The sequence below is a fragment of the Enterococcus spodopteracolus genome, from assembly GCF_030441955.1.
GTDB lineage: Bacteria > Bacillota > Bacilli > Lactobacillales > Enterococcaceae > Enterococcus_B > Enterococcus_B spodopteracolus.
Genome location: NZ_JARJHD010000005.1, coordinates 137,257 through 158,740, shown reverse-complemented (window position 1 = coordinate 158,740; position 21,484 = coordinate 137,257). Strand labels below are relative to the sequence as shown.

21 protein-coding genes, 1 tRNA gene, 1 pseudogene and 1 riboswitch are annotated in these 21,484 nt (G+C 38.0%); of the genes and pseudogenes, 14 read left to right on the top strand and 9 right to left on the bottom strand.

Translation table 11 applies throughout. The features are described 5' to 3' along the window. Positions 1–530 precede the first annotated feature (530 nt). From P3R27_RS08700 to P3R27_RS08690, 3 genes and pseudogenes are all read right to left on the bottom strand, one after another. Positions 531–836, bottom strand: a pseudogene (locus P3R27_RS08700) (DUF5960 family protein). 94 nt (positions 837–930) lie between these two features. After that, entirely contained in the window at positions 931–1,569 is a 639-nt protein-coding gene (locus P3R27_RS08695; RefSeq protein WP_175401336.1) for an SHOCT domain-containing protein, read from the bottom strand. A gap of 335 nt (positions 1,570–1,904) precedes the next feature. Next, positions 1,905–1,988, bottom strand: a tRNA-Leu gene (locus tag P3R27_RS08690). A 116-nt stretch (positions 1,989–2,104) separates the two neighbouring features. Here P3R27_RS08690 and P3R27_RS08685 point away from each other — a divergent pair. Next, on the top strand, positions 2,105–2,266 hold the full coding sequence (locus P3R27_RS08685) for a hypothetical protein (protein WP_164546237.1): 162 nt from the start codon (positions 2,105–2,107) through the stop codon (positions 2,264–2,266). A gap of 133 nt (positions 2,267–2,399) precedes the next feature. After that, positions 2,400–3,617, top strand: coding sequence for a pyridoxal phosphate-dependent aminotransferase (locus P3R27_RS08680; RefSeq protein WP_019724414.1), 1,218 nt, complete (start codon positions 2,400–2,402; stop codon positions 3,615–3,617). 140 nt (positions 3,618–3,757) lie between these two features. Here the strand turns inward: P3R27_RS08680 and P3R27_RS08675 are convergent, their stop codons facing one another. Beyond that, entirely contained in the window at positions 3,758–3,895 is a 138-nt protein-coding gene (locus P3R27_RS08675) for a hypothetical protein (protein WP_161633744.1), read from the bottom strand. A 154-nt stretch (positions 3,896–4,049) separates the two neighbouring features. Between P3R27_RS08675 and P3R27_RS08670 the strand changes: the two genes are divergently transcribed. Continuing rightward, entirely contained in the window at positions 4,050–4,886 is an 837-nt protein-coding gene (locus tag P3R27_RS08670) for a helix-turn-helix domain-containing protein (RefSeq protein WP_010735706.1), read from the top strand. 74 nt (positions 4,887–4,960) lie between these two features. Beyond that, positions 4,961–6,109, top strand: a complete 1,149-nt coding sequence (gene nagA / locus P3R27_RS08665; protein ID WP_034690210.1) for an N-acetylglucosamine-6-phosphate deacetylase — start codon at positions 4,961–4,963, stop codon at positions 6,107–6,109. 97 nt (positions 6,110–6,206) lie between these two features. On the opposite strand, the gene P3R27_RS08660 is transcribed toward nagA, so the two are convergent. After that, entirely contained in the window at positions 6,207–6,983 is a 777-nt protein-coding gene (locus tag P3R27_RS08660) for a MerR family transcriptional regulator (RefSeq protein ID WP_034690208.1), read from the bottom strand. A gap of 171 nt (positions 6,984–7,154) precedes the next feature. Between P3R27_RS08660 and P3R27_RS08655 the strand changes: the two genes are divergently transcribed. Then, positions 7,155–9,746: an HAD-IC family P-type ATPase gene (locus tag P3R27_RS08655; protein ID WP_034690206.1), complete on the top strand. Its 2,592-nt coding sequence runs from the start codon at positions 7,155–7,157 to the stop codon at positions 9,744–9,746. A 255-nt stretch (positions 9,747–10,001) separates the two neighbouring features. On the opposite strand, the gene P3R27_RS08650 is transcribed toward P3R27_RS08655, so the two are convergent. Together P3R27_RS08650 and P3R27_RS08645 are read right to left on the bottom strand one after the other, a co-directional pair. Next, positions 10,002–10,376: a hypothetical protein gene (locus tag P3R27_RS08650; RefSeq protein WP_034690204.1), complete on the bottom strand. Its 375-nt coding sequence runs from the start codon at positions 10,374–10,376 to the stop codon at positions 10,002–10,004. 9 nt (positions 10,377–10,385) lie between these two features. After that, complete coding sequence (locus P3R27_RS08645) at positions 10,386–11,198, bottom strand: DNA/RNA non-specific endonuclease (protein ID WP_034690202.1); 813 nt, start codon at positions 11,196–11,198, stop codon at positions 10,386–10,388. A gap of 126 nt (positions 11,199–11,324) precedes the next feature. Between P3R27_RS08645 and P3R27_RS08640 the strand changes: the two genes are divergently transcribed. Both P3R27_RS08640 and floT read left to right on the top strand, forming a co-directional pair. Next, positions 11,325–11,849, top strand: a complete 525-nt coding sequence (locus tag P3R27_RS08640; protein WP_034690200.1) for an NfeD family protein — start codon at positions 11,325–11,327, stop codon at positions 11,847–11,849. 13 nt (positions 11,850–11,862) lie between these two features. Next, a complete protein-coding gene (floT, locus tag P3R27_RS08635) occupies positions 11,863–13,344 on the top strand; it encodes a flotillin lipid rafts scaffold protein FloT (protein ID WP_034690198.1) in 1,482 nt (493 codons plus the stop codon). A gap of 48 nt (positions 13,345–13,392) precedes the next feature. On the opposite strand, the gene P3R27_RS08630 is transcribed toward floT, so the two are convergent. Further along, entirely contained in the window at positions 13,393–13,989 is a 597-nt protein-coding gene (locus P3R27_RS08630; RefSeq protein ID WP_034690195.1) for an FUSC family protein, read from the bottom strand. Between the two features lie 109 nt (positions 13,990–14,098). On the opposite strand from P3R27_RS08630, the gene P3R27_RS08625 reads away from it, so the two are divergent. Beyond that, on the top strand, positions 14,099–15,064 hold the full coding sequence (locus tag P3R27_RS08625) for an aromatic acid exporter family protein (protein ID WP_034690193.1): 966 nt from the start codon (positions 14,099–14,101) through the stop codon (positions 15,062–15,064). 57 nt (positions 15,065–15,121) lie between these two features. Here P3R27_RS08625 and P3R27_RS08620 read toward each other — a convergent pair whose 3' ends face one another. Next, a complete protein-coding gene (locus P3R27_RS08620) occupies positions 15,122–16,081 on the bottom strand; it encodes a Gfo/Idh/MocA family protein (RefSeq protein ID WP_301357067.1) in 960 nt (319 codons plus the stop codon). A gap of 196 nt (positions 16,082–16,277) precedes the next feature. On the opposite strand from P3R27_RS08620, the gene P3R27_RS08615 reads away from it, so the two are divergent. From P3R27_RS08615 to P3R27_RS08590, 6 genes are all read left to right on the top strand, one after another. Further along, the gene (locus tag P3R27_RS08615) at positions 16,278–16,814 is read left to right on the top strand and encodes a hypothetical protein (protein WP_034690189.1); all 537 of its coding nucleotides are present in this window, start codon (positions 16,278–16,280) and stop codon (positions 16,812–16,814) included. Between the two features lie 13 nt (positions 16,815–16,827). After that, the gene (locus P3R27_RS08610) at positions 16,828–17,628 is read left to right on the top strand and encodes a M15 family metallopeptidase (RefSeq protein ID WP_126134039.1); all 801 of its coding nucleotides are present in this window, start codon (positions 16,828–16,830) and stop codon (positions 17,626–17,628) included. A gap of 9 nt (positions 17,629–17,637) precedes the next feature. Then, the gene (locus P3R27_RS08605) at positions 17,638–18,252 is read left to right on the top strand and encodes a glycoside hydrolase family 73 protein (protein WP_271525348.1); all 615 of its coding nucleotides are present in this window, start codon (positions 17,638–17,640) and stop codon (positions 18,250–18,252) included. Between the two features lie 24 nt (positions 18,253–18,276). Further along, complete coding sequence (locus tag P3R27_RS08600) at positions 18,277–18,954, top strand: beta/alpha barrel domain-containing protein (protein ID WP_034690185.1); 678 nt, start codon at positions 18,277–18,279, stop codon at positions 18,952–18,954. 276 nt (positions 18,955–19,230) lie between these two features. Beyond that, positions 19,231–19,328: riboswitch (purine riboswitch) on the top strand. Positions 19,329–19,413: 85 nt separating this feature from the next. Beyond that, positions 19,414–19,995, top strand: coding sequence for a xanthine phosphoribosyltransferase (locus tag P3R27_RS08595; RefSeq protein WP_034690212.1), 582 nt, complete (start codon positions 19,414–19,416; stop codon positions 19,993–19,995). A gap of 2 nt (positions 19,996–19,997) precedes the next feature. Then, complete coding sequence (locus P3R27_RS08590) at positions 19,998–21,302, top strand: nucleobase:cation symporter-2 family protein (protein ID WP_019723457.1); 1,305 nt, start codon at positions 19,998–20,000, stop codon at positions 21,300–21,302. The last annotated feature ends 182 nt before the right edge of the window (positions 21,303–21,484 follow it).

The following is a 21,484-nucleotide window of genomic DNA, read 5'->3' as shown; positions in this document are numbered from 1 at the left end:
AAAATACTAGAAGTCAACTCCTTAGTTAGACAGAGAATTTTTGCTTTTTAATCGATTGTAGTAACTCGCTCAAATCTTCAATCGGCACCTAACCATTATAAGAGAACAAGCGATAAGAAAAGCACATAACTTGAACAATAAATAAAATCATAGTAACCTTAAGTTATCCTCAATACTAAGAATTCGTTTTTTAATACCCGCCCACTCTCCGGAGTGGGTCTTTTTTTTATAGAAAAATCTTAAAAACATAAAAACAAAACGCTTGCATTAACATTAGGTTAACCTTAAACTAATTGTAGGCGTAATTATGAAAAGAGAGTATCGATGGCTAAAACTTTTGGGGAAGTCTACAGCGTGCATATCGATACTCTCTTTATTAATTATAACATACGTAATTTAGACAACAAAATGATTATATAAGTTGAATAATTGATAAAAAGATAGTAACCTTATTGTATCAACCTAACAACAATGCTTTTTCACAAACCGCTCTTTGGAGCGGGTGTTTTTTTAATTGAATAGGCAGCTACTCATGCCAACTCAACCAGCACAGGATTTAAAAACAAACGTTTCTTAAAATCATACCTTCGATGCTGCAATTTTGTATTAGGAACATCTGTGACAATATCGAATAAAAAATATACTTTCATATTATTTTTTGTCTTAGAAGCAGGTAGCATAAAATAGTTTTTATTTGATTAGTATAAGTGGATTAACAGCTTATTTTCTACAAGTTTGAAATCAATTTCGGAATTCCAGTATTTATATAGTTCTTTTTCAAATTTTTTCTTTGGATCATGAAAGAACCACAACATTACCTCTTCGTGGATTATCATTTCTCTCCCCCTTGTTCGATTTTACGAACTTACGTTCTTTTTGTAAAGCGAACAGAAGGTAAAGAAAAAAGCCTGTTGAACAGGCTCAAAGTTATTAACCTAACAATTCCTTTTTCTTTTCATCAAATTCTTCTTGAGTGATTATTCCGTCGTCAAGAAGGCCTTTGAATTTTCGTAACTCATCGGCATCGCTTCCAGAGGGAAAGGACTCTTTAGTATTTGAAGAAATGATTTGATCTAGTTTAGCTGCTATGTTGTTATAATCTTCCAATGTAGACTTTGTTAAGAAACTGTCTGTTTTAGATTCTGAAATAATAAGCATGTAGTTTTGAGAACGGTTTTCGGTAAGGTGAAGAATAAAACCTAATCGCTTAATAGTATCGAATTCTTTTCCACCAGTCCCAGCTCCAACAACAGCACCAACAGGACCAGCTATAACTCCACCAACTATTGCACGAGTAATGCCGTGATGTTTTTTTATTTTTCCACCTTCAAATATAGGAGTGTAGCTAATTAGTTCATCGTAATTGTATACAGCTTGTGATCTGTTCATTGTAAGAGATTTCTTTATAAAAATTTTACCATGTTTATCATCGAAATACATGTCGCCAACGTTGTAGTCACTATGGTTCTTAAAGTATTCTAGTATTTTTTCGTTTTCAGCTTTGCGATTTTCTTTTTCACGTTTCGCCTTTTCTTTATCTGCCTTGCTGCTAAACAAACCCATATCCATTCCTCTTTTCAATAATTTTATAAATTCATTGTATCAGAAATTAAATTTAGAACCTATCGGTATTGAATAATTTCATTTTTTATAAATAGTTCCAAAAATGATATTCATCTTAAATCAACTATTGTCAAGTGGAAAAAAGGGCAAGGAGTGTAAAAGGTTATACAATCATATTATGGAGATAACATACATAGAAAAAGCTAATTTACTACAGGTTCTATACCCTTATAGGATGTTGGATTATTGATATAAACAATGCATATCATATAACAGTAGAAGAAAGTTCTGAGGAAATAAAAAAGTTCGCAAAGTTCGGACACTTTACGAACATAATTATATGCAGATGATGGGACTCGAACCCACACGAGCTTGCGCTCACATGACCCTCAATCATGCTTGTCTGCCAGTTCCAACACATCTGCTTTACAAGCCTACTATAGAATAGTGGCATGTCTGCCGTTCCATCACGTCTGCAAGAAACAACACTTTAATCATAGCGAGTAACGAAATAGATGTCAAGATAAGAAAGAGGAAAATCATGAATAAATATGATGGGGAATTTTCAATTTTAGGAATGGTAGCAGGCATTATCATTGGATCTGCATTCGGACAATTGCCCATGGGGATATTCCTAGGTGTGATCATCGGGATCGCTATGGATTGGGCAGCAAATCTTTGGAATGATCGGCATGAGAAATAAAAGCAAAAAAGTTGATTTTCATCTAGGATTTTTTTAAAACGGTGGCAAAATCCAGATGAATGGAGTATGATATGGAAATAAATGAGTATAATCAGAAATTTCTAACTTTTTTGAAACGAGGGATTGGATCACTATGAGAGAATTTGAAAAATCCAACAAATTAGAAGGCGTAAGTTACGATGTCCGCGGACCGGTTCTTGAAGAAGCCGAACGAATGCAAGAAGAGGGCATCAGTATATTAAAATTAAATACGGGAAATCCAGCACCATTTGGATTTGAGGCCCCAAATGAAGTGATCCGTGATTTGATCATGAATGCCAGAGATTCAGAAGGCTATTCGGATTCAAAAGGGATTTTTTCTGCACGAAAAGCGATTGAACAGTATTGTCAATTGAAAAAATTTCCAAATGTGACGATCAATGATATCTATACTGGTAATGGGGTCAGTGAGCTGATCACGATGTGTATGCAAGGGCTGTTGGACAATGGCGATGAAGTATTAGTGCCAATGCCAGATTATCCTTTATGGACAGCTTCTGTTTCTTTGGCTGGGGGAAAACCAGTTCATTATGTATGCGATGAACAAGCCGAATGGTATCCAGATATTGAGGATATCAAATCTAAAGTTACCAGTCGGACAAAGGCAATCGTGATCATCAATCCTAATAATCCAACAGGAGCTTTATATCCGAAAGAGTTATTAGAAGAAATCGTGAAAATCGCACGAGAACATCAATTGATCATTTATTCAGACGAAATCTATGATCGTTTAGTGATGGACGGCTTAGAGCATATCCCGATTGCGACTTTAGCACCTGATTTATTCGTTGTCACATTGAATGGCCTATCTAAATCACATCGTGTGGCGGGATTCCGTGTCGGCTGGATGGTGTTGAGTGGTGACAAATCAAATGTAAAAGGCTATATTGAAGGGTTGAATATGCTTTCCTCTATGCGTCTTTGTTCAAACGTCCTGTCACAACAAATCATCCAAACTGCCTTAGGGGGCTACCAAAGTGTGGATGAATTGCTATTGCCAGGTGGACGGATCTATGAACAAAGAGAATACATCTATAATGCAATCAATGATATTCCTGGATTATCAGCAGTTAAGCCGAAAGCAGCTTTTTATATCTTTCCCAAAATCGATACGAAACGCTTCAATATTACCAATGATGAGCAGTTCGTATTAGATTTTCTGCACGAGCATAAGATTTTACTTGTTCACGGAGGTGGTTTTAACTGGCCTGATCCAGACCACTTCAGAATCGTTTACTTACCAAAATTAGACGATCTAAAAGTAACGGCGAAAAAAATGCGTGAATTCCTGACAACCTATCAACAAAGATAGGAACTGTCATATTTTGGCTGTGGTGCATATTAAGTAGGTAGCTTTAAGCGTAAGCGAGTAACTGATGGGACAAATCAAGATTTTATGAAGTAAGTGAATCACTATAAAAATTGGAATCAACGATTCTTATGGGCGTTTGCTTACTTCACTAAATCAACCGTTTTTGTCTGGGGTTTATTCCCATTTAACACCTGCGAATAACCAGTTTCGAGTAATAGCCAACGAGTAGTAAAAACGATGTGATTGGCAACTTTTTTATAAAGTAAATACGACTTCATTTAAAAGCCGTCTCGATACCGAGGCGTTTTTTTTAATGTCAATTTTTGAAAAATGATTCATTGCTATTGGACTTTTCTTGAAGTTTACAAAGTAGTCAAGTACAATACATGTAGTCATGCGAATACGCATATTTTTTTTGAGAGGGGGATACTTATGGAAGCATTAGTCGATTCCTTTGGTACGATCATCAAAGAAATCCGAAAAGAACAAAAAATGACTCAACAAATGCTTTCACAAGGCATTTGTTCTCAAAGTGTGCTGAGTAGAATCGAAAATAACGAAGAGTTACCAAATGTATTAGTGATGGCTCAGATCTGTCACAGGCTTGGTGTAACGATCGATTATGTAATGAACTTATCCAAGGACAAGATTCGAGCAGCAACTAGACAGTTTGATCTTCTGGATCTATACTTTTTAAAAAGAGATTATCGTAAATTAGAACAAGAACTAAAATCAGCGAAGGTGACAGAGAATCTCTATTCAGCTGAGGATTTTCAACGGTATTATTATTATTTAGGTGTTTGTGAATTTACATTAAGGAAAAACCTAGTAAAGGCACTTAGTTACTTGAAAGAAGCATTGACTTACTCCAGCCAAAAAGATCGGACACATGTCTGTGATATCGAGATTCAATTGATCAGCTGTATTGGTAAAGTCTATGGGGTTGCAGGGAGAAGTACAGAAGCAAGATATTATTTAAGTCGTAGTGTCCAACTCTTGCATGATACGATCAACGAGCACAACAAAAGCGAATTGACGCAGATTTTTTATAATTATGGTAGTTTTCTATTTCATCAAGGAGAACGCCAAGCAGCTCTTGAACAAGTGAATCAAGGGATTCGTTGGGCACAAGAAAAAAATAGTTATTATTATTTAAATGATTTATTTATTCTAAAAAGTTTGATTTACAAACAGCAAAATGAACTATCAAAAGCATTGTTTTATGAAGAATTAGCTCAAGCAGTAAAAAAGATTGCTAAAAGTATATAAATGGTGTAGACCATTCTTGACTTCTTTCGTAAATAAGAGTAATTTAAAGGTAGATCATCAAAGGAGAGAATAGAATGAGAACTTATATCTATGCTGACAAATTCTTTTTAGCATCTGGTGTGAAAAACACTGGATATCTTGAAATCACTGATGGGCTTTTTGGCGAATATCTTTCAGAAAAACCAGCTGGTGAAGTAACGATCATTGATCAAAGCGGTAAATGGATTGCCCCTGGACTTGTAGACACACATATTCATGGATTTATGAATCACGACGTTATGGATAATGACGCAGAAGGAATCAAAGCTATGTCAGAAGGCTTGTTATCTTGTGGGGTAACTGCCTTTTTACCTACAACATTAACCTCTAGTAAAGAACGTCTAAGAGATGTGGCAGAGACGATTGGAAAAATGTACCATGAAGTTCCTGGGGCTAAAATCAAAGGGATCTATTTTGAAGGACCATTCTTTACAGAAGAGCATAAAGGTGCGCAAAACCCAAGTTATTTTGGCGACCCCGATTTGGCAGTCTTTAATGAATGGCAAGAAGCTTCAGGCGGATTGATCAAAAAAATCGCATTAGCACCAGAACGCGCAGGTGTAGAAGAATTTGTAAAACAAGTGACAGATGAAGGCGTTGTAGTTGCTTTAGGTCATAGTAATGCAACGATCAATGAAGCACAAGCAGCTGTTGAAGCAGGTGCAAGCGTGTTTGTTCATGCGTTTAACGGGATGCGCGGCTTGAACCATCGTGAGCCAGGTATGGTCGGCGCATTATTATCATTGGATCACGTATTTTCTGAGTTAATTTGTGACGGTCACCATGTCCATCCAAATGCAGCACAGATCCTGATGGAAAAAGCAGGACATGAACATGTGGCTCTGATCACGGATTGCATGATGGCGGGTGGGATGCCTGATGGTAACTACAATTTAGGTGAGTTCCCGGTAGTCGTAAAAGATGGAACGGCTCGCTTAGAATCTGGAAATCTAGCTGGAAGTATCCTAAGATTAAAAGAAGCAATCAAAAATGTCGTAGATTGGGGCTTAGCTACACCAGAACAAGCAATCATGATGGCTACGTACGTTCCTGCAGTTAGCTGTAAAATCGACGATACATGTGGAAAGATTGCTAAAGGAAGAGATGCTGATTTCATCGTCTTGAATCCTGACATGACCTTAGATGCCACTTATTTAGATGGTATTGAACGTTATCATGCGTAAAAAAGAATAAATGAACAGCCAAAAGGAAGAAGCAACTCTTAGCTTTACTCTCTTTTGGCTGTTTTTTTGTGGTGTTTTTTAGATAAATAGTTGGTTACTAGATCAATACTTCTAAGCGTGTAATAAATTCATTCTGGTCATTGGTTTCATGGAAATCTACAAGATAGAGTTCATAAAATGGACTTTTTAATTCTAGTTGATGTGTTTGTGCATATTTTTTCAATTTTTGAATGCCTGTGACTTGTTGCTCATAGGCTCCTTGGTAAGTGTAGGTCAAGTATTTCCCGGATGGTAACGTGGACACCTCATTGATCAAAGAGGCAGTTTCTGGATAAAAATAAAAGACTTGATAGGCAAAAGGATCTGACTCTTCATGTAAGATACTTCCAAATAAATTTTGATTGTTGGCACTGAGGTGTTTCTCATATTTTTTATGCAGCTGCTTCAATGCGTAATCAACATCATCGCTAGTCGTCATTTCATCGTGTTTGATTACTTGACGTAACTGATGTTCCATCATGATCGGTTGATTGAATGGAGTATCTTCTACTTCATAGATTAACTGTAAGCGATCATCTAATAAGGAAATTTTTTCTTTTGATTCTGCAATCAAACGATGCAAAGAATCAATTTCAAATCGTAAAAGTTCTTTTGTTCGATCGATATTTTTATTATTCAGATATTCGACGATCTCAGGTAAAGAGACATCAAAATATCGCAGATCGCGAATCGTATTTAGTTGTTCTAATTCTTTGTACGAATAATTTCGATAACCGTTATCGTCATAATCTGGTTGGATCAAACCGATTTTTTCATAGTAACGTAAAGTATGTGGGGTAATATCATATAATTTTGCTAATTCATTGATTTTCAATCGATTCACTTCCGTTTGATTTTATTTATAGTTTATATCTGTCCCTCATTTTACTATTAGTTGATTCAAAAAAGCGAGTATTTTTAAATTATTTACACTAAACCCTTGACCTTAGAGTTACTCTAACCTGTAATCTGATTATAGATTAGTCAGTGTTGGAGGATAAAAAGTATGGAATGGTATAATAAGTCAACGGAAGAAACAATCAAACAAGTTCAAGTCACAGAATATATCACAGAGAGTGATCGGCTGGAACGTCAACAAAAATATGGAAAAAATAAAATGGAAGAAAAAGATCAAACACCAGAATGGCAAAAATTCTTATCTTATTTCCATGATGCGTTGATGTACATCTTATTAGGTGCAGCGATATTGAAAGTAGCAACTGGTGCATTGATGGAAGGTGGCATGATCTTTTTAGTTGTTTTTCTAAATGCGATGATCGGGTACTTCCAAGAACGAAAAGCAGCTTCTTCTTTAGATAGTATCAAAGGATTATTGAGTGATAAAGCAGTGATTTTAGAGGATGGAAAAAAAAGAGAAATCGATCCAGCAGACTTGGTCGTCGGGGATCAAGTAGTCTTGACTGCTGGAGATATCGTACCAGCAGATGTTCGGATCATCGAATCTTTCAATTTACAAGTGGATGAGGCGATTTTAACAGGAGAAACACATTCTGTCAGTAAAACGGTTGAGAGCTTACCTGAAAATACAGAATTAGCTGAACAAATAAATATGGCTTTTTCGGGCACAAAAGTTGAATCTGGCAATGGATTAGGTGTAGTTGTTGAAGTAGGTTCGAATACTCAAATCGGTAAAATCAGTCATTCTTTATCAACTGTTGAAGAACAAGAAACCCCATTATTGAAGAAAATCAAGGAAATGAATACAGGTATATTCAAAGGAATCAGTGCGTTGATTTTATTGCTTGCTCTTGTTTCGTATTTTTATTATGGCATGACATGGGGCTATATTGTTACGGCGATCATTGCTTTGATCGTTTCTTCGATTCCAGAAGGCCTGCCGTCGATTTTAACGATCATTTTGTCGATTGGCGTGAATCGAATGGCAAAGAAGAATGCCATCGTAAAAACATTGCCTACAGTAGAAACTTTAGGTGCGATGACGGTCATTTGTTCAGATAAGACAGGGACATTGACAAAAAATGAAATGTCTTTAGTTCAAATAGCGACATTAAATGATTGGCATACGCCTGAATCATTTGCACAAGCAGCACCTACAAAAGTCGAAGAATATTTGTTACAAGCAATGCATAATTGTCAAGAAACACAATTAGCAGATGGGGAGTGTCCTGAAACAGGAAATGCAACAGAACTTGCGTTATTACGTTATACAAATACGCAACAGGCAATGATCCATTCACCTATTGCCAAAATTCCTTTTGATTCAGCGTATAAATACATGGGGACTGTTCATGAGATCAATGGGAAGCATATCTTGTTCGTAAAAGGTGCACCGGATGTATTGATCGGAAAAGCGGGACAACAAATGGATGCTAGAGGTATGAGCCAATCGATCGATAAAAAACGTTGGCATAAGAAAAATGAGGATTTAGCGAGTCAAGGGCAACGTGTGTTAGCTTTTGCGATGAAAGAAATCAGCGATGAAGACTTATCTCATGATGCACTGGATGAAGCATTGACAATGATTGGCTTATGCGGTGTGATCGACCCACCAAAAGAGTCAGCAATCGCAGCAGTGAAATCGATGCAACAAGCTGGAATACGTGTCAAAATGATCACAGGCGATCATCCACTGACAGCGAAAGCCATCGCAAAACAACTAGGATTGCAAAATCATCAAACAGCAATCACAGGAAAAGAGCTGAATCAACTGTCAGAGCAACAATGGCAACGAGCAGTAAGTGAAAACGATGTATTTGCGCGAACGACACCAGAACACAAATTGGCAATCGTTTCTTATTTACAAGCGCAAGATGAAATTGTTGGGATGACCGGCGATGGTGTAAATGATGCACCAGCATTGAAAAAAGCTGACGTCGGGATTGCTATGGGAATTAAAGGGAGCGATGTTAGTAAGCAAGCAGCAGATATGGTTTTAGTCGATGATAATTTTGAGACGATCGCTTATGCAGTCAAAGAAGGACGTCGGATATTCGACAACTTGAAGAAAACGATTCTCTTTTATTTACCAACATGTTTGGCGCAAGGGTTATTGTTACTTTTCTCATTGATCGGAAACTACCCATTACCTTTGACGACTGTGCAAATCCTATGGTTGAATCTAGTTGCTTCGATCACCTTGTCCTATACTTTAGGATTTGAACGGGCAGAAAAACAAGTGATGAGTCGACGACCACGATCATTGAATGAACGGATTTTGTCACGATATGCATTAATGCGCATTTTATATGTAGGGTTGATCTTGACGATCTTGGGCTTAACTGCGATGGAATATGTCTCAAACGATGCACGTCAGACGGTGTTGATCAATGCGATGGTGTTTGGTCAAGCCTTCTATATGATCAATTGTCGTAGGATTAGCGAATTTAGTTTAGATAGAGGATTATGGAAAAATACCGCATTGTTTTATTCGATTGGGATCATGATCTTGCTTCAAGCCGCGATGATCTGGTTCCCCCCATTAAGAATAGCTTTAGGAACAAACCTACTATCCAGTACGGAAGTCGTCATCAGTCTTTTACCTGGATTGCTTTTATTCTTCTTAGTAGAAATTGAAAAATATGTTTTATCAGCTAGAAGTTACAGGGTAGGTGCTTGATCATTCATATTGTTGAAATAAAACATATAAAGATACCAAAGTAACTAGGTGCTCTTTATTCACACTAAACCCAAGTAACGTTGGAAGAAGAAACTAGTTTATAAAATAAGTTAGTAGAAACGCCCGAAATGAGAATGATCATTTCGGACGTTTTTTTGTACAATATTTTGTTTCATATACCTAAACATGCGCGATACGTTTTTTGTTAAATGTTCAAATATAAAGCCCATTCTGTCATTGTTAATACGAGCAACCTTAGTTAGTAGAAAAGTTAAAAAATTCGACAATCGATTTCGAAGAGTTTGCGTATCCTATTAGTAGATCGGCAAAACTCCCATTAAATCGCTTGATTTCTTCTTTTTGGTGAGAGCGCGGAAACAAACAAACCGCTTTTTCATTTGCTAAGAGATAATCACCATCGATCGTGCGAGCAACCAAGTGAAAGGATGAAAGGAGATTCGCGATATCCGCTTCATCCAGGGAAGTATAATGGATTGTTCGCAGAATACTAGCTTTGAAATGTTGGTAAGAAGGGAAAAACACAAGTTCCTCATAATCGAACAGCTCGTTTTCTTCCAGCCATGTGAGTGTTTCTTCTAATGTACGATTTTGCTTCAATTGTTCAAACAATCGTTTCACCTACTTTTTATTTGGTATCAAAACCGTAAAATCAATCGTTGGATTATTGCCTGTTCCTTTTGCCTCTAACTCGATACTTTCAGGAACGAGTTCATCGCCAACATAATGTGGAGTAACACGATAGCGTACAGTTTCACCTTGATTCAACGCCTTACGGATTTTTAGTTCATAGTAGTTCATGTAAGGATCGTTGACTGGAAATTGAAACAGAGTAACTAGATTTCTTTCGTCGTCGCCACTACCACCAAACTGTTTAGCAATCAGATGTCCGCGAGAATGATCATATCTGGGTCCAGAAATAAATCCAGGAGGACGGATCTCACGGTTTGCGCTGGTTCCTGTATTGATCATTGATTTTTCCAATAAGGCATCCGCACCAGTGGGACGTCCTAATCGATCAAGTTCATGATACTCGATCCATCCTTTGTTTGTTGAGAGCTCAGCGATATCAAAGGAAGCTGTTCCTAATTCTTGTGGCCCAGGATTGTTTCCAGTCGGTGCTAAGTCTTCTTCTTGAGGTAAGCCGTTATTTCTTGGTTCAGATGAGTTAGGTATACTACTTGTGATAGTAGTTTCACTTTTGCTTGTACTTTCGACTGGTTTATCAGAAGATTCCATACTATATGTACTCATGTTTGATCGTTGGTCAGTGGAAACACCCGATTCACTATCGATTGAATCAGTATAACTAGATTCACTGTAATCCCTTGAGATTGGTTGTTCTACATTCACTCGATCCATTCCGATAAAGCCAATTGCGCCAAAAACAACTATAGAGATCAATGTACCCCATAGTTTTTTTAAATTTTTCATTCTTTCACCTCCTATGTTAGTATAATCCAAAACCAAGCGGACTAAAAGTGAAAACTTTATCCAAAGTAGGTTAATTATATAGGTTAGTATGATATGATAATCTTGTACACAAAGGAGGCGAATGAGATGATAGGAGGAATCGCAATCATCACGATTTACTGGTACGTTTTACTCATATGCGCTGGGGTTGCAGTATTACTTGTTATTTTTGGAGATGTCTTTGATTTTGATGGACCTATTGATCCGATGCTGATCGTTCCCTGGTTGACTTTTACCAGTTTATTAGGTTATTTAGGTGAATCCTTGACCGACCAGTCCTCGTTAGTGATTTTCGTGATCAGCGCGATTATTGCAACCGTTTTAGTTTTTTTGTTGAATTTTTATATCTTGATGCCGATGAAGCACGCAGAATCGACGCTATCAACTTCTGAAAAAACATTAGAAGGTCAAATCGCGACAGTGGTGACCCCGATACCGATCCAGGGAATGGGAGAAATCCAATTAAAAAGTGTGACTGGTTCAATCAGTCGCCCTGCTTGTTTTTATACGCCCCAAGAGAAAATGATTGGACGTGGCGAAAAGGTTTTGATCATTGAAGTAAGAGACCGTGTTTGTTATGTTACACCGTACGAAAGTATGTTGAAAATGTAAAGGAGTGGAAGAAATGGAAATATCTGGAGTGTTTGTTGCAATTGTTTTAGCAGTGTTGATCGTTTTAATGTTATTGATCGTCTTTGTCGCTAAGTACCAAACGGCAAAACCTGACGAAGCATTGATCATCAGTGGTAGTTACTTGGGAAGTAAAAATGTCCATGCCGACGAGAGCAACAATAAAATCAAAATCGTCCGCGGTGGAGGTGCATTCGTACTACCAGTTTTCCAACGTTCGAATCGCATCAGTTTATTATCAAGTAAATTAGACGTATCTACCCCAGAGGTTTATACAGAGCAGGGTGTGCCGGTGATGTGTGATGGTACTTCGATCATCAAGATTGGTTCTTCTGTCGAAGAAATTGCGACAGCAGCGGAACAATTTCTAGGCAAAACGCGAGAAGAACTTGAAAATGAAGCGCGTGAAGTATTAGAAGGTCATTTGCGGTCGATCTTAGGTTCGATGACAGTAGAAGAAATTTACCAAAATCGTGACAAATTCAGCCAAAGTGTGCAAGAAGTTGCCTCGGTGGATCTAGCAAAAATGGGATTGATCATTGTTTCGTTCACGATCAAAGAAGTCCGTGATAAAAATGGTTATTTGGATTCTTTAGGAAAACCACGGATTGCTCAAGTCAAACGTGATGCAGATATTGCAGAAGCAGAAGCACTAAAAGAAACGCGTATCAAAAAGGCGGAAGCAGAGAAAGAATCTCAAGCCGCAGAATTACAACGCCAAACAGAAATCGCCGAATCTTTAAAAGAAAAAGAATTGAAATTAGCTACCTATAAACAGGAACAAGATGTGGCACGAGCAAAGGCTGATCAAGCGTATAATTTAGAAAGTGCCAGAGAACAACAACAAGTAATTGAACAAGAGATGCAAGTAAAAGTCGTCGAACGTCAAAAACAAATCGAATTAGAAGAAAAAGAAATCATTCGTCGTGAAAAACAATACGATTCTGAAGTGAAGAAAAAAGCCGATGCGGATCGTTACGCCAAAGAACAAGAAGCCCAAGCGCAAAAAGTCAAAGAAGTGACTGAGGCAGAAGCAGAACAATTTAGAATCGAAGCCTTAGCCCAAGCCCAAGCCAACCAAACTCGTTTAGCTGGACAAGCCGAGGCAGAAGCCACGTTAGCAAAAGGGAAAGCGGAAGCAGAAGCAAAACAAAAAATCGCAGATGCGTTCAAAGAATATGGAGAAGCTGCTGTGCTTAGCATGGTGATCGAAATGTTGCCTCAATTAATGCGTGAAGCGGCACAACCGCTAGGCAATATCGAAAAAATCTCTGTTGTTGATACAGGAAACTCCTCAGGTGAAGCAGGTGGCGCCAATCGAGTAACAAGCTATGCGACAAACTTGTTGTCGACGACACAAGAAACGTTGAAAGAAACAACTGGATTGGACATCAAAGATATCATTGAGAATCTTTCCACTCGTGGAAATTCTAGACAATTGAATGTCTATGAAGGATCAAATGAACCCACTGAATGAAATAAGAAAGACTCAAAGGATCATTTCCTCTGAGTCTTTCATTTTTTACTATTTATATTCGTTTTGCTCACGAATCTGTGCTTTTACTTCTTCAAGACTTTCAAGTAAAGCCTGCTCTTTTTTTCTTAATTCTTCTAAGTCCTCGACAATCTCTTCTTTTTTTTCAACTTCTGGCGGACGCAAGCAAAAATTGATACCGATAGCAATAAATGTTCCGATGAATGTATCGAAAACCCGCTCAATCGCATAGAAGGCTGACTCTCCTTGAGGGATACTTAAAGAGATCAGCAATAATGTTGCAATAGCAGCAATGATCCCAGAATTATTATTGATACCGTCAGATAAGACGATCACAATGATCACTAAAAGTGGGAGAACGATCAGTTCAACTAAAAAATCATTGTGGAAGTAACTTTTTACAAAAAAATAGAAAATTCCTAATCCGCCACCGAGTAGATTGCCAATAATACGCGAGCGCCCAAAAGAAAAGGTCGTCGTCAAATCTTGGCGCAAGGAAAAAACAGCAGATAGGGCAGCAATCATTGGAATGCCACGATCAAAGAGATGAAAGATCAAAATACATAAGAAAACGGCTAAAGCACTCTTCATTGTACGCATACCAAGTCGAAAGCGTCCAAATTGCATAGTATACTCTCCTTTACCTTCTTTACAATATCATAACTAAACTTACCTTGGATTGCTAGTTTTTCATGAACGAATTTAGTATAATTCAATAAAAAGAAAGGAGCCAATCATGCGTATTGGAATGAGAACGGTAAAAACGATCATCAGTGTATTTGCTTCCATGATGGCTGCAAACTACTTTTCCTTATTGTTCTGGCCATCTGCCGGTATTATTGCGTTGTTAAGCGTAGGAAATACTCGTCGCTCCACCTTGACGACTGGGATCTATCGAATCGCTGCATTTATTGTCGCTACACTTATTGCCTATATGTGTTTTACATTTTTGGGCTATCGAATCATCAGTTTCAGTGTCTTTCTATTATTTTTTATTCCAATCGCCGTGCGGTTCAAATTGACAGAAGGAATCGTTGTAAACTCAGTCTTGATCACTCATTATCTTAGTGAACAAAGTATGAGTTGGCAATTGATCACAAACGAAGCAGCCTTGATGATCATTGGTGTAGGCTTTGCTTTGTTATCTAATGTCTATATGCCAGATAGTAAAAAACGTTTAAAGCAAAATCAAGTGATCATCGAAGAACGATTTCGTCTTCTTTTGAAGAACATGGCAGACTTTTTGCTTTCTGGTGAAGCTTACGAAAATCGAGGGTTATGCAAAGAGTTACAAGTTTATATTCGAGAAAGCCAGGCATATGCACGGAATCATCAAGAGAATAACTTGCTTAGACAAAATCAATACTATGAAACCTATTTTTCTATGCGACGGGCTCAGATCAATGTGATCCAAGATATGCAAGAAAATTTAGCTTATATCCAGGACCCAGTGCCTTATAGCAACCATATTTACGGCTTATTAATCTATACAGCGGAGACATTTTCTGAATCAAATGATGGCAAAGAAATATTGACACGGATCGAAGAGGTCTATGGGATGTATCGTCAAATGCCATTGCCGACTACTCGAAGTGAATTTGAAGATCGTGCAGAATTGTTTCAATTTTTACAGTCTTTCAAAAGTTTTATTGAAATAAAAGTAGAATTTTCTCAGCAGATGATAGTGGATACGGAAAGGTGAATAAATAAGACGAAGCGATGAGAAGGCCATTCTCGCTTCGTCTTATTTTTATTTTGTTTATTTATTATTCTTCCAATGGTCTTGCATATCATCTAAGAGTGCAATCACTTCGGTGGTTAAATACAGGGAACGGTTTGGAAGTTCTCCTTCGATCATTTTTACCATATTTTCAATTTCATAATTCATTGCTTGTGCACGATGGCCACTTTCGATCAATTCTTTTGTACCGTCAGTATAAATAATTTCGGCTTGGTCAGCTCTAGGATAATCATTGATCGAGATATACCCATTTTCAAAAGCAACGATTCCGACTTTTGGCATTTTTGCTTGGAAGGTCAAGTTGATCGTAGCTAGTTCATTTTCTTTATTTTGCAAGATCGTTACAGATTGTTCATCGACACCTGTTTTAAATGGAATCATACGAGAGGCGATGACTTCGGGTTGTGAGCTCAAAAAGAATCGAGCAAATGAAACAGCATAGGTTCCAATGTCAAGTAATGCTCCACCTGCTAAATCAGGGTTGAAGAAGCGGTTGGTCGGATCAGGTTCTTTGCAACTGCCAAAAGGTGCTTGGATCATCTTTAATGCACCTAACTTGCCTGAATCGATCATTGAACGAAGTTGATGATACAAAGGCATGTTGAAAATCGTCATCGCTTCTGCCAAGATCAGCTGTTTTTGTTCGGCTAATTGGATGGCTTGTTGAAGTTCTGCCTTATTCATCGTGATGGCTTTTTCGCATAAGACATGTTTCCCAGCTTCCAAGGCAGGAAGGATGTAGTCGATATGTTGCCGATTCGGAACAGCGATATACACGATATCAATTTCAGCATCTTGTAACATTTTATGATAATCGCCATACGCTTTTTTGATAGAATGGCGTGTAGCAAAATCCTGTGCTTTTTCCAACGTTCGTGATGCAACAGCAACCAATTCACTTGATGTTTGATCGAAGTTTTCTGCAAATTCGTTAGCAATCGATCCTAGACCAACAATGCCCCATTGGTATTTTTTCATTTTTCATCTCTCCTTGACGTGATATATTTAATATAAGAGTATTTAGTTGAATACTCTTGGTTTCGCTATTATTATATCAAAAAAAGGAGATCCACTCGTTTTAAAGAATTGCTTTCTAAAAAAAAGTGAAAGAAATGTTCTAATAGATGATTTTTTGACTTAATTTAAGTAGAATAAGATGGAGGAGGAGATTGCGATGCATCAAGTATACGTTGATCTTATTATGAGTGTTTTACTCGAACAATTTGAAACAGAAGAAAATTTCTTAGATACTTATCTATTGGTGGATGAAACAACTTGGCAAGCTTGGAAGCGTGGTGAACAAAACTTACCATCCGAGGCCATGCAAAAAGTGAAAAATCTTTTTACAGACTATGAATGGATGTTGACGCAAAAAATTCTACGTCAAACCATTATTTTCCCTGAAAAAAGAAACGTTGCAGTAGCCGAATATAAGCAAATCAAAACACGTATTGCTCAGAAATGGGTAAGTAATGGCAGTGCGAATGTAGAGTTGCTCCCTTTAAAAAACGATCAAATTGTCAATGGATATCTTGACTTGAAAGTCAGTATTCAATATGATGAGTGGGGTTATGATGACATTTTGAACTTTCGGTTACCAGCAGAAGTTCAAAAGCAAATCGAAGGGGAGAAAATCGAGTTGTTAGATTGGGTAAATGAAAATCTAGAAGAAACTTACGTTAGTGAGAAAGTGGAGCCAGAAAGGGAATGAAAGGATTTTTTGCGTGAATAAAATTTTAGGCGTTATCTCAGTCGTGATCATGATTGTTGCGATGGGCTATCTGGTTGTTAGTGAGAGTCGGACGGATACGAAAGCTCAAGCTGATAATTCAAAGACAGAACAAACAAACACGACGAGTGCGACAGAAGAAAGTACAGAAAAAGCAACAAAAAAAGCAACCTCTAGTGATTTGCCAGATGTTAAGTTGGATGATTGGTCGCTAGTATTGGTAGGACCTGATCATAAAATCGAGAGAGAAATCGATGAAGCCAACCAATTGGCTGCGCTAGATAATGGCTATCTGATCGACAAACGTATCAAAGCTGATTATGAAGAATTGGCTAACGCAGCTAAAGCTGCGGGCTTTCCTTTAGTTATGGTATCGGCTTATCGCTCAGTTGCGACACAACGAGAAGTGTTCGCTCAAAATGTCCAACAGGTAATGAGTAGTCAGGGAGTCACCGAAGAAGAGGCGACCGCGATTACGAAAAAAACTATGACAGAACCGGGTTACAGTGAACACCATACAGGTTTAGCTGTGGATGTGGTCGATGAAACATGGTACAACAATTATCCCAATACTGTATTGGATGAAAAATATGGTGATGAACCAGGTGCGAAATGGCTTGCGGACAATGCCTCTAAATATGGCTTTATTATCCGTTATCCAAAAGGTCGAGAAGATATTACAAAAATCACTTACGAACCTTGGCACCTACGTTATGTAGGCAAAGAAAGTGCAGAATATATTACATCAAACGATTTAACGATGGAGGAGTACTTGGATCAACTAAAAGAAAAGTAGGAATAAGAGATGGCAAAAAAAAAATGGAAAAAACAAAGGCGCAAAAATAATCGCTGGTTTGCTGTGTTTTTAGGGAGTATGTTGATCATGATGGCTTTTGTTTTTTCTTTGAGAAGTTTGTCATCACCCTACTCTACGGAAGCGCAGCAACAAGAAACACTGACTCATCAAGAATTTATCAACGCATTAGTTCCGCATGCGAAAGAACTACAACAAGGCTATGGCGTTTTGCCAAGTATCATTATTGGGCAAGCCATCCTTGAATCTGATTGGGGTAATAGTACGCTTGCCAGTAAATATAAGAACTTATTTGGAGTCAAAGCCTTTGGGAACGAACAAAAAGTCAATCTGGAAACAAAAGAATATATCAATGAAGAATGGATCACCATTCAAGGAGACTTTCGAGTCTATTCTTCATGGGAACAATCAATGGATGACCACACGGCTTTATTTGTCAATGGTGTCGATTGGAATTCTGCCTTGTATGCAAATGTGATCACTGCGACCAATTATATTGAAGCAGCTCATGCGTTACAGGCTGCAGGATATGCGACAGATCCGACATATGCTGATAAAATCATACATGTGATTGAAACTTACCAGTTAAATCAATACGATCAATAATCAGAAAAGAACGGAAGTGTACGGATGACAGATTTATTTGTTCCAGAAATAATGACAGAATTACGTAAGGATATCGTGAGAGTCCCAGAGGTCATTATGGAAGCAAGTGGTATTAAAATTTTTGGCAAGTTGATACGTTCGATTATCTTCACCACGGATATTGCGATCATCAGAAACACCAATGCAAATGCGGTGATCGCAGTTTATCCTTTTACACCTCATCCGGCGATTACGAAAAGCATTATTGAAGCAGCGGATATCCCTGTGTTTTCAGGTGTCGGCGGTGGCTTGACACAAGGGATGCGTTCGGCATATATGAGCCTTTTTGCAGAAGCACAAGGATCATTAGGCGTAGTTTTGAATGGTCCAACACCAGTAGAGACTGTCCATGATGTCTGTCAAGTGGTTGATATACCGGTAATCAGTACAGTCACGTCTAAATACTCAGAAATCGACGAAAAATTGGCAGCAGGCATTACGATCATCAATATCAGTGCGGGAAAAGATACAGCAGACACTGTTCGCTTTTTCCGAGCAAAATACCCAGAATTACCGATTATTGCGACTGGAGGTCCCACGGAAGAAAGCATCAAAGAAACGATTGAAGCTGGCGCCAATGCGATCACCTATACACCACCTAGTAGCGGAGAGTTATTCAGTCGTAAAATGGACAAGTATCGAAAAATCGAGAAAACAAATTGAGTACCAAACGATAATAAATATCATTCAATCAACCATAGATAATAGTGATCGTTATAAGCTTGGCTTTAGCAACCTTTTCCTTTATGGGATAGGTTGCTTTATTTCATAAATACTATTTTGTTTGTTAGGATAAAACTATGAGGTTTTTCAAGACTAATCCAAAGATAAATCCTTCATGAGAAAAACAAGAAATATAGTTGTAAGTTTCAGAAACAAGTGTTAGACTGTTTTCATCGTTTAAAAAATAAACTATTTTGTTACTAAAAATATCATTTATCAATCAAATATCGAATAACTTATATATCGTCATAATAAGGATGACAGTTTCTAGCCAGCACCGTAAATGTTGGACTATAAGTGAAAAAGTAGTGAGACATCTTTTTTGCTTATACATGAGCAGTAGAGATGTTTTTTTCTATTTTGAGTGGCATGAAATTAGCAAGAAAAGGAGTAAATAAAGTGAAAGAATTAGTTGAACGTATCAATAAAGATGGACAAGTCTTGGGTCAAGGCGTGTTGAAAGTAGATAGTTTTGTTACTCATCAGGTAGATCCAGTTTTGATGGAACAAATGGGCCAACGTTTTGCGGAAGTATTTAAAGAACAAGGAATCACTAAAGTGGTGACGATTGAAGCTTCTGGCATCGCCCCCGCTTTATTTGCGGCCAAAGAGCTCGGTGTACCGATGATCTTTGCAAGAAAAGCCAAAAGTTTGACGATGGATGAAGAATTATTGACGGCATCCGTTTATTCATTTACGAAACAAGTAACAAGCACGATATCGATTTCTCGTAAATTCTTGTCTTCTGAAGATAAAGTTTTGATTATTGATGACTTTTTAGCGAATGGTCAAGCGGCAAAAGGGTTGATCGAATTGTGCCAACAAGCAGGTGCGAGTGTTGAGGGAATCGGGATCGTCATTGAAAAATCCTTCCAAGACGGTCGTCAACTTCTTGAAGAAATGGGCTTAAAAGTGGTCTCACTTGCCCGCGTGGCATCACTTTCTGAAGGTCAAGTAGATTTTCTTGAGGAGGATGCGTAAGCGTGGAGAAAGAAACACAAAATGGAAAAGCAGCAGTCTTAGGGTTGCAGCATTTATTAGCGATGTATGCGGGAGCAGTCGCTGTACCGTTATTGATCGGTACGGGTCTAGGATTTAATCAGGAACAAATGACTTATCTTATCTCGATCGATATTTTCATGTGTGGATTAGCGACGCTCTTGCAGTTGACTGTCAACCGCTTTTTCGGAATCGGTTTACCAGTTGTTTTAGGTTGTGCGATCCAAGCAGTTGCACCGTTGATTTTGATCGGTAGCACAGAAGGTGTCGGTGCGATCTATGGCTCGATTATCGCGTCAGGGATTTTTGTTGTGCTAGTTGCTGGTTTCTTTTCAAAGATCAAAAAGCTATTTCCGCCGATTGTTACTGGAACAGTGATTACAGTGATTGGATTGACATTGATTCCAGTAGCCATCGAAAAAATGGGTGGCGGCAGTGCAACTGCTCCAGGCTTTGGTGATTTGACGAATTTATTATTAGCGTTTGTCACGATCCTACTGATCGTTGGTGTGCAATTATTAGGCAAAGGGTTCATTCGATCCATTGCGGTTTTGATCGGTTTGATCGGTGGAAGTATCTTAGCTGCCTTTTTAGGTAGAATCGATCTAGGAGCAATTGGACAAGCTCCTGTTTTTCACGTACCGCAACCTTTTTACTTTGGAAAACCGACATTTGAAATCTGGTCGATCTTATTGATGATCATCATTTCAATGGTAAGTATGGTAGAATCAACAGGCGTCTATTTTGCCTTAGGAGATATCACTGGAAAAAAAGTCGGGGAAGAGCAGTTGAAAAAAGGCTATCGAGCAGAGGGGTTAGCCGTCATCTTAGGTGGTATTTTTAACACATTTCCTTATACAGGATTTTCGCAAAATGTCGGGTTGGTACAACTTTCAGGAATCAAAACAAGAAAACCAATTTACTTTTCCGCTTTCTTTTTGATCATCTTGGGTTTATTCCCTAAAATCGGCGCAGTGGCTCAAATCATACCTGAACCAGTCCTTGGTGGCGGGATGTTGGTCATGTTTGGAATGGTGGCAATCCAAGGAATCCGGATGCTATTAGAAGTAGATTTTACAAATGACAAAAATTTATTGATTGCCGCAGTGTCGATTGGTTTTGGTTTAGGCTTCAATTTGATGCCCGAATTATTCAGCCAGTTACCTGAAACAGTTCAAATGTTCACAGGAAATGGGATCGTTATGAGCAGTATCACAGCAATTGTTTTGAACTTAGTTTTTAACGGACTAAAACAAGACGAGAGAATCATTAAAGAAGCATTGAAGTGATAATATAGATTGCTTTTATAAATCATAGCTAGTAACTGAATAGGGTAGAGACCTGTTTAGCTTAGAGAAATAAGGCGCCATCCACGAAATTTGTTTTTCGAATTTTTGTGGAGGGTGCCTTATTTTCGAAGAGATTACTTTTGTTCCTGCCGTTTATTCGGTTTTAGGTGGTGCGAGAAGAC

What these genes read in the sequence shown, in the direction of transcription:
- P3R27_RS08600 (WP_034690185.1), top strand. Translation starts at nt 18,277, where the DNA reads ATGACAGATTTATTTGTTCCAGAAATAATGACAGAATTACGTAAGGAT.
- P3R27_RS08645 (WP_034690202.1), bottom strand. Translation starts at nt 11,198, where the DNA reads ATGAAAAATTTAAAAAAACTATGGGGTACATTGATCTCTATAGTTGTT.
- P3R27_RS08655 (WP_034690206.1), top strand. Translation starts at nt 7,155, where the DNA reads ATGGAATGGTATAATAAGTCAACGGAAGAAACAATCAAACAAGTTCAA.
- P3R27_RS08630 (WP_034690195.1), bottom strand. Translation starts at nt 13,989, where the DNA reads ATGCAATTTGGACGCTTTCGACTTGGTATGCGTACAATGAAGAGTGCT.
- P3R27_RS08615 (WP_034690189.1), top strand. Translation starts at nt 16,278, where the DNA reads ATGCATCAAGTATACGTTGATCTTATTATGAGTGTTTTACTCGAACAA.
- floT (WP_034690198.1), top strand. Translation starts at nt 11,863, where the DNA reads ATGGAAATATCTGGAGTGTTTGTTGCAATTGTTTTAGCAGTGTTGATC.
- P3R27_RS08695 (WP_175401336.1), bottom strand. Translation starts at nt 1,569, where the DNA reads ATGGATATGGGTTTGTTTAGCAGCAAGGCAGATAAAGAAAAGGCGAAA.
- nagA (WP_034690210.1), top strand. Translation starts at nt 4,961, where the DNA reads ATGAGAACTTATATCTATGCTGACAAATTCTTTTTAGCATCTGGTGTG.
- P3R27_RS08605 (WP_271525348.1), top strand. Translation starts at nt 17,638, where the DNA reads ATGGCAAAAAAAAAATGGAAAAAACAAAGGCGCAAAAATAATCGCTGG.
- P3R27_RS08675 (WP_161633744.1), bottom strand. Translation starts at nt 3,895, where the DNA reads ATGAAGTCGTATTTACTTTATAAAAAAGTTGCCAATCACATCGTTTTT.
- P3R27_RS08640 (WP_034690200.1), top strand. Translation starts at nt 11,325, where the DNA reads ATGATAGGAGGAATCGCAATCATCACGATTTACTGGTACGTTTTACTC.
- P3R27_RS08685 (WP_164546237.1), top strand. Translation starts at nt 2,105, where the DNA reads ATGAATAAATATGATGGGGAATTTTCAATTTTAGGAATGGTAGCAGGC.
- P3R27_RS08680 (WP_019724414.1), top strand. Translation starts at nt 2,400, where the DNA reads ATGAGAGAATTTGAAAAATCCAACAAATTAGAAGGCGTAAGTTACGAT.
- P3R27_RS08670 (WP_010735706.1), top strand. Translation starts at nt 4,050, where the DNA reads ATGGAAGCATTAGTCGATTCCTTTGGTACGATCATCAAAGAAATCCGA.
- P3R27_RS08620 (WP_301357067.1), bottom strand. Translation starts at nt 16,081, where the DNA reads ATGAAAAAATACCAATGGGGCATTGTTGGTCTAGGATCGATTGCTAAC.
- P3R27_RS08625 (WP_034690193.1), top strand. Translation starts at nt 14,099, where the DNA reads ATGCGTATTGGAATGAGAACGGTAAAAACGATCATCAGTGTATTTGCT.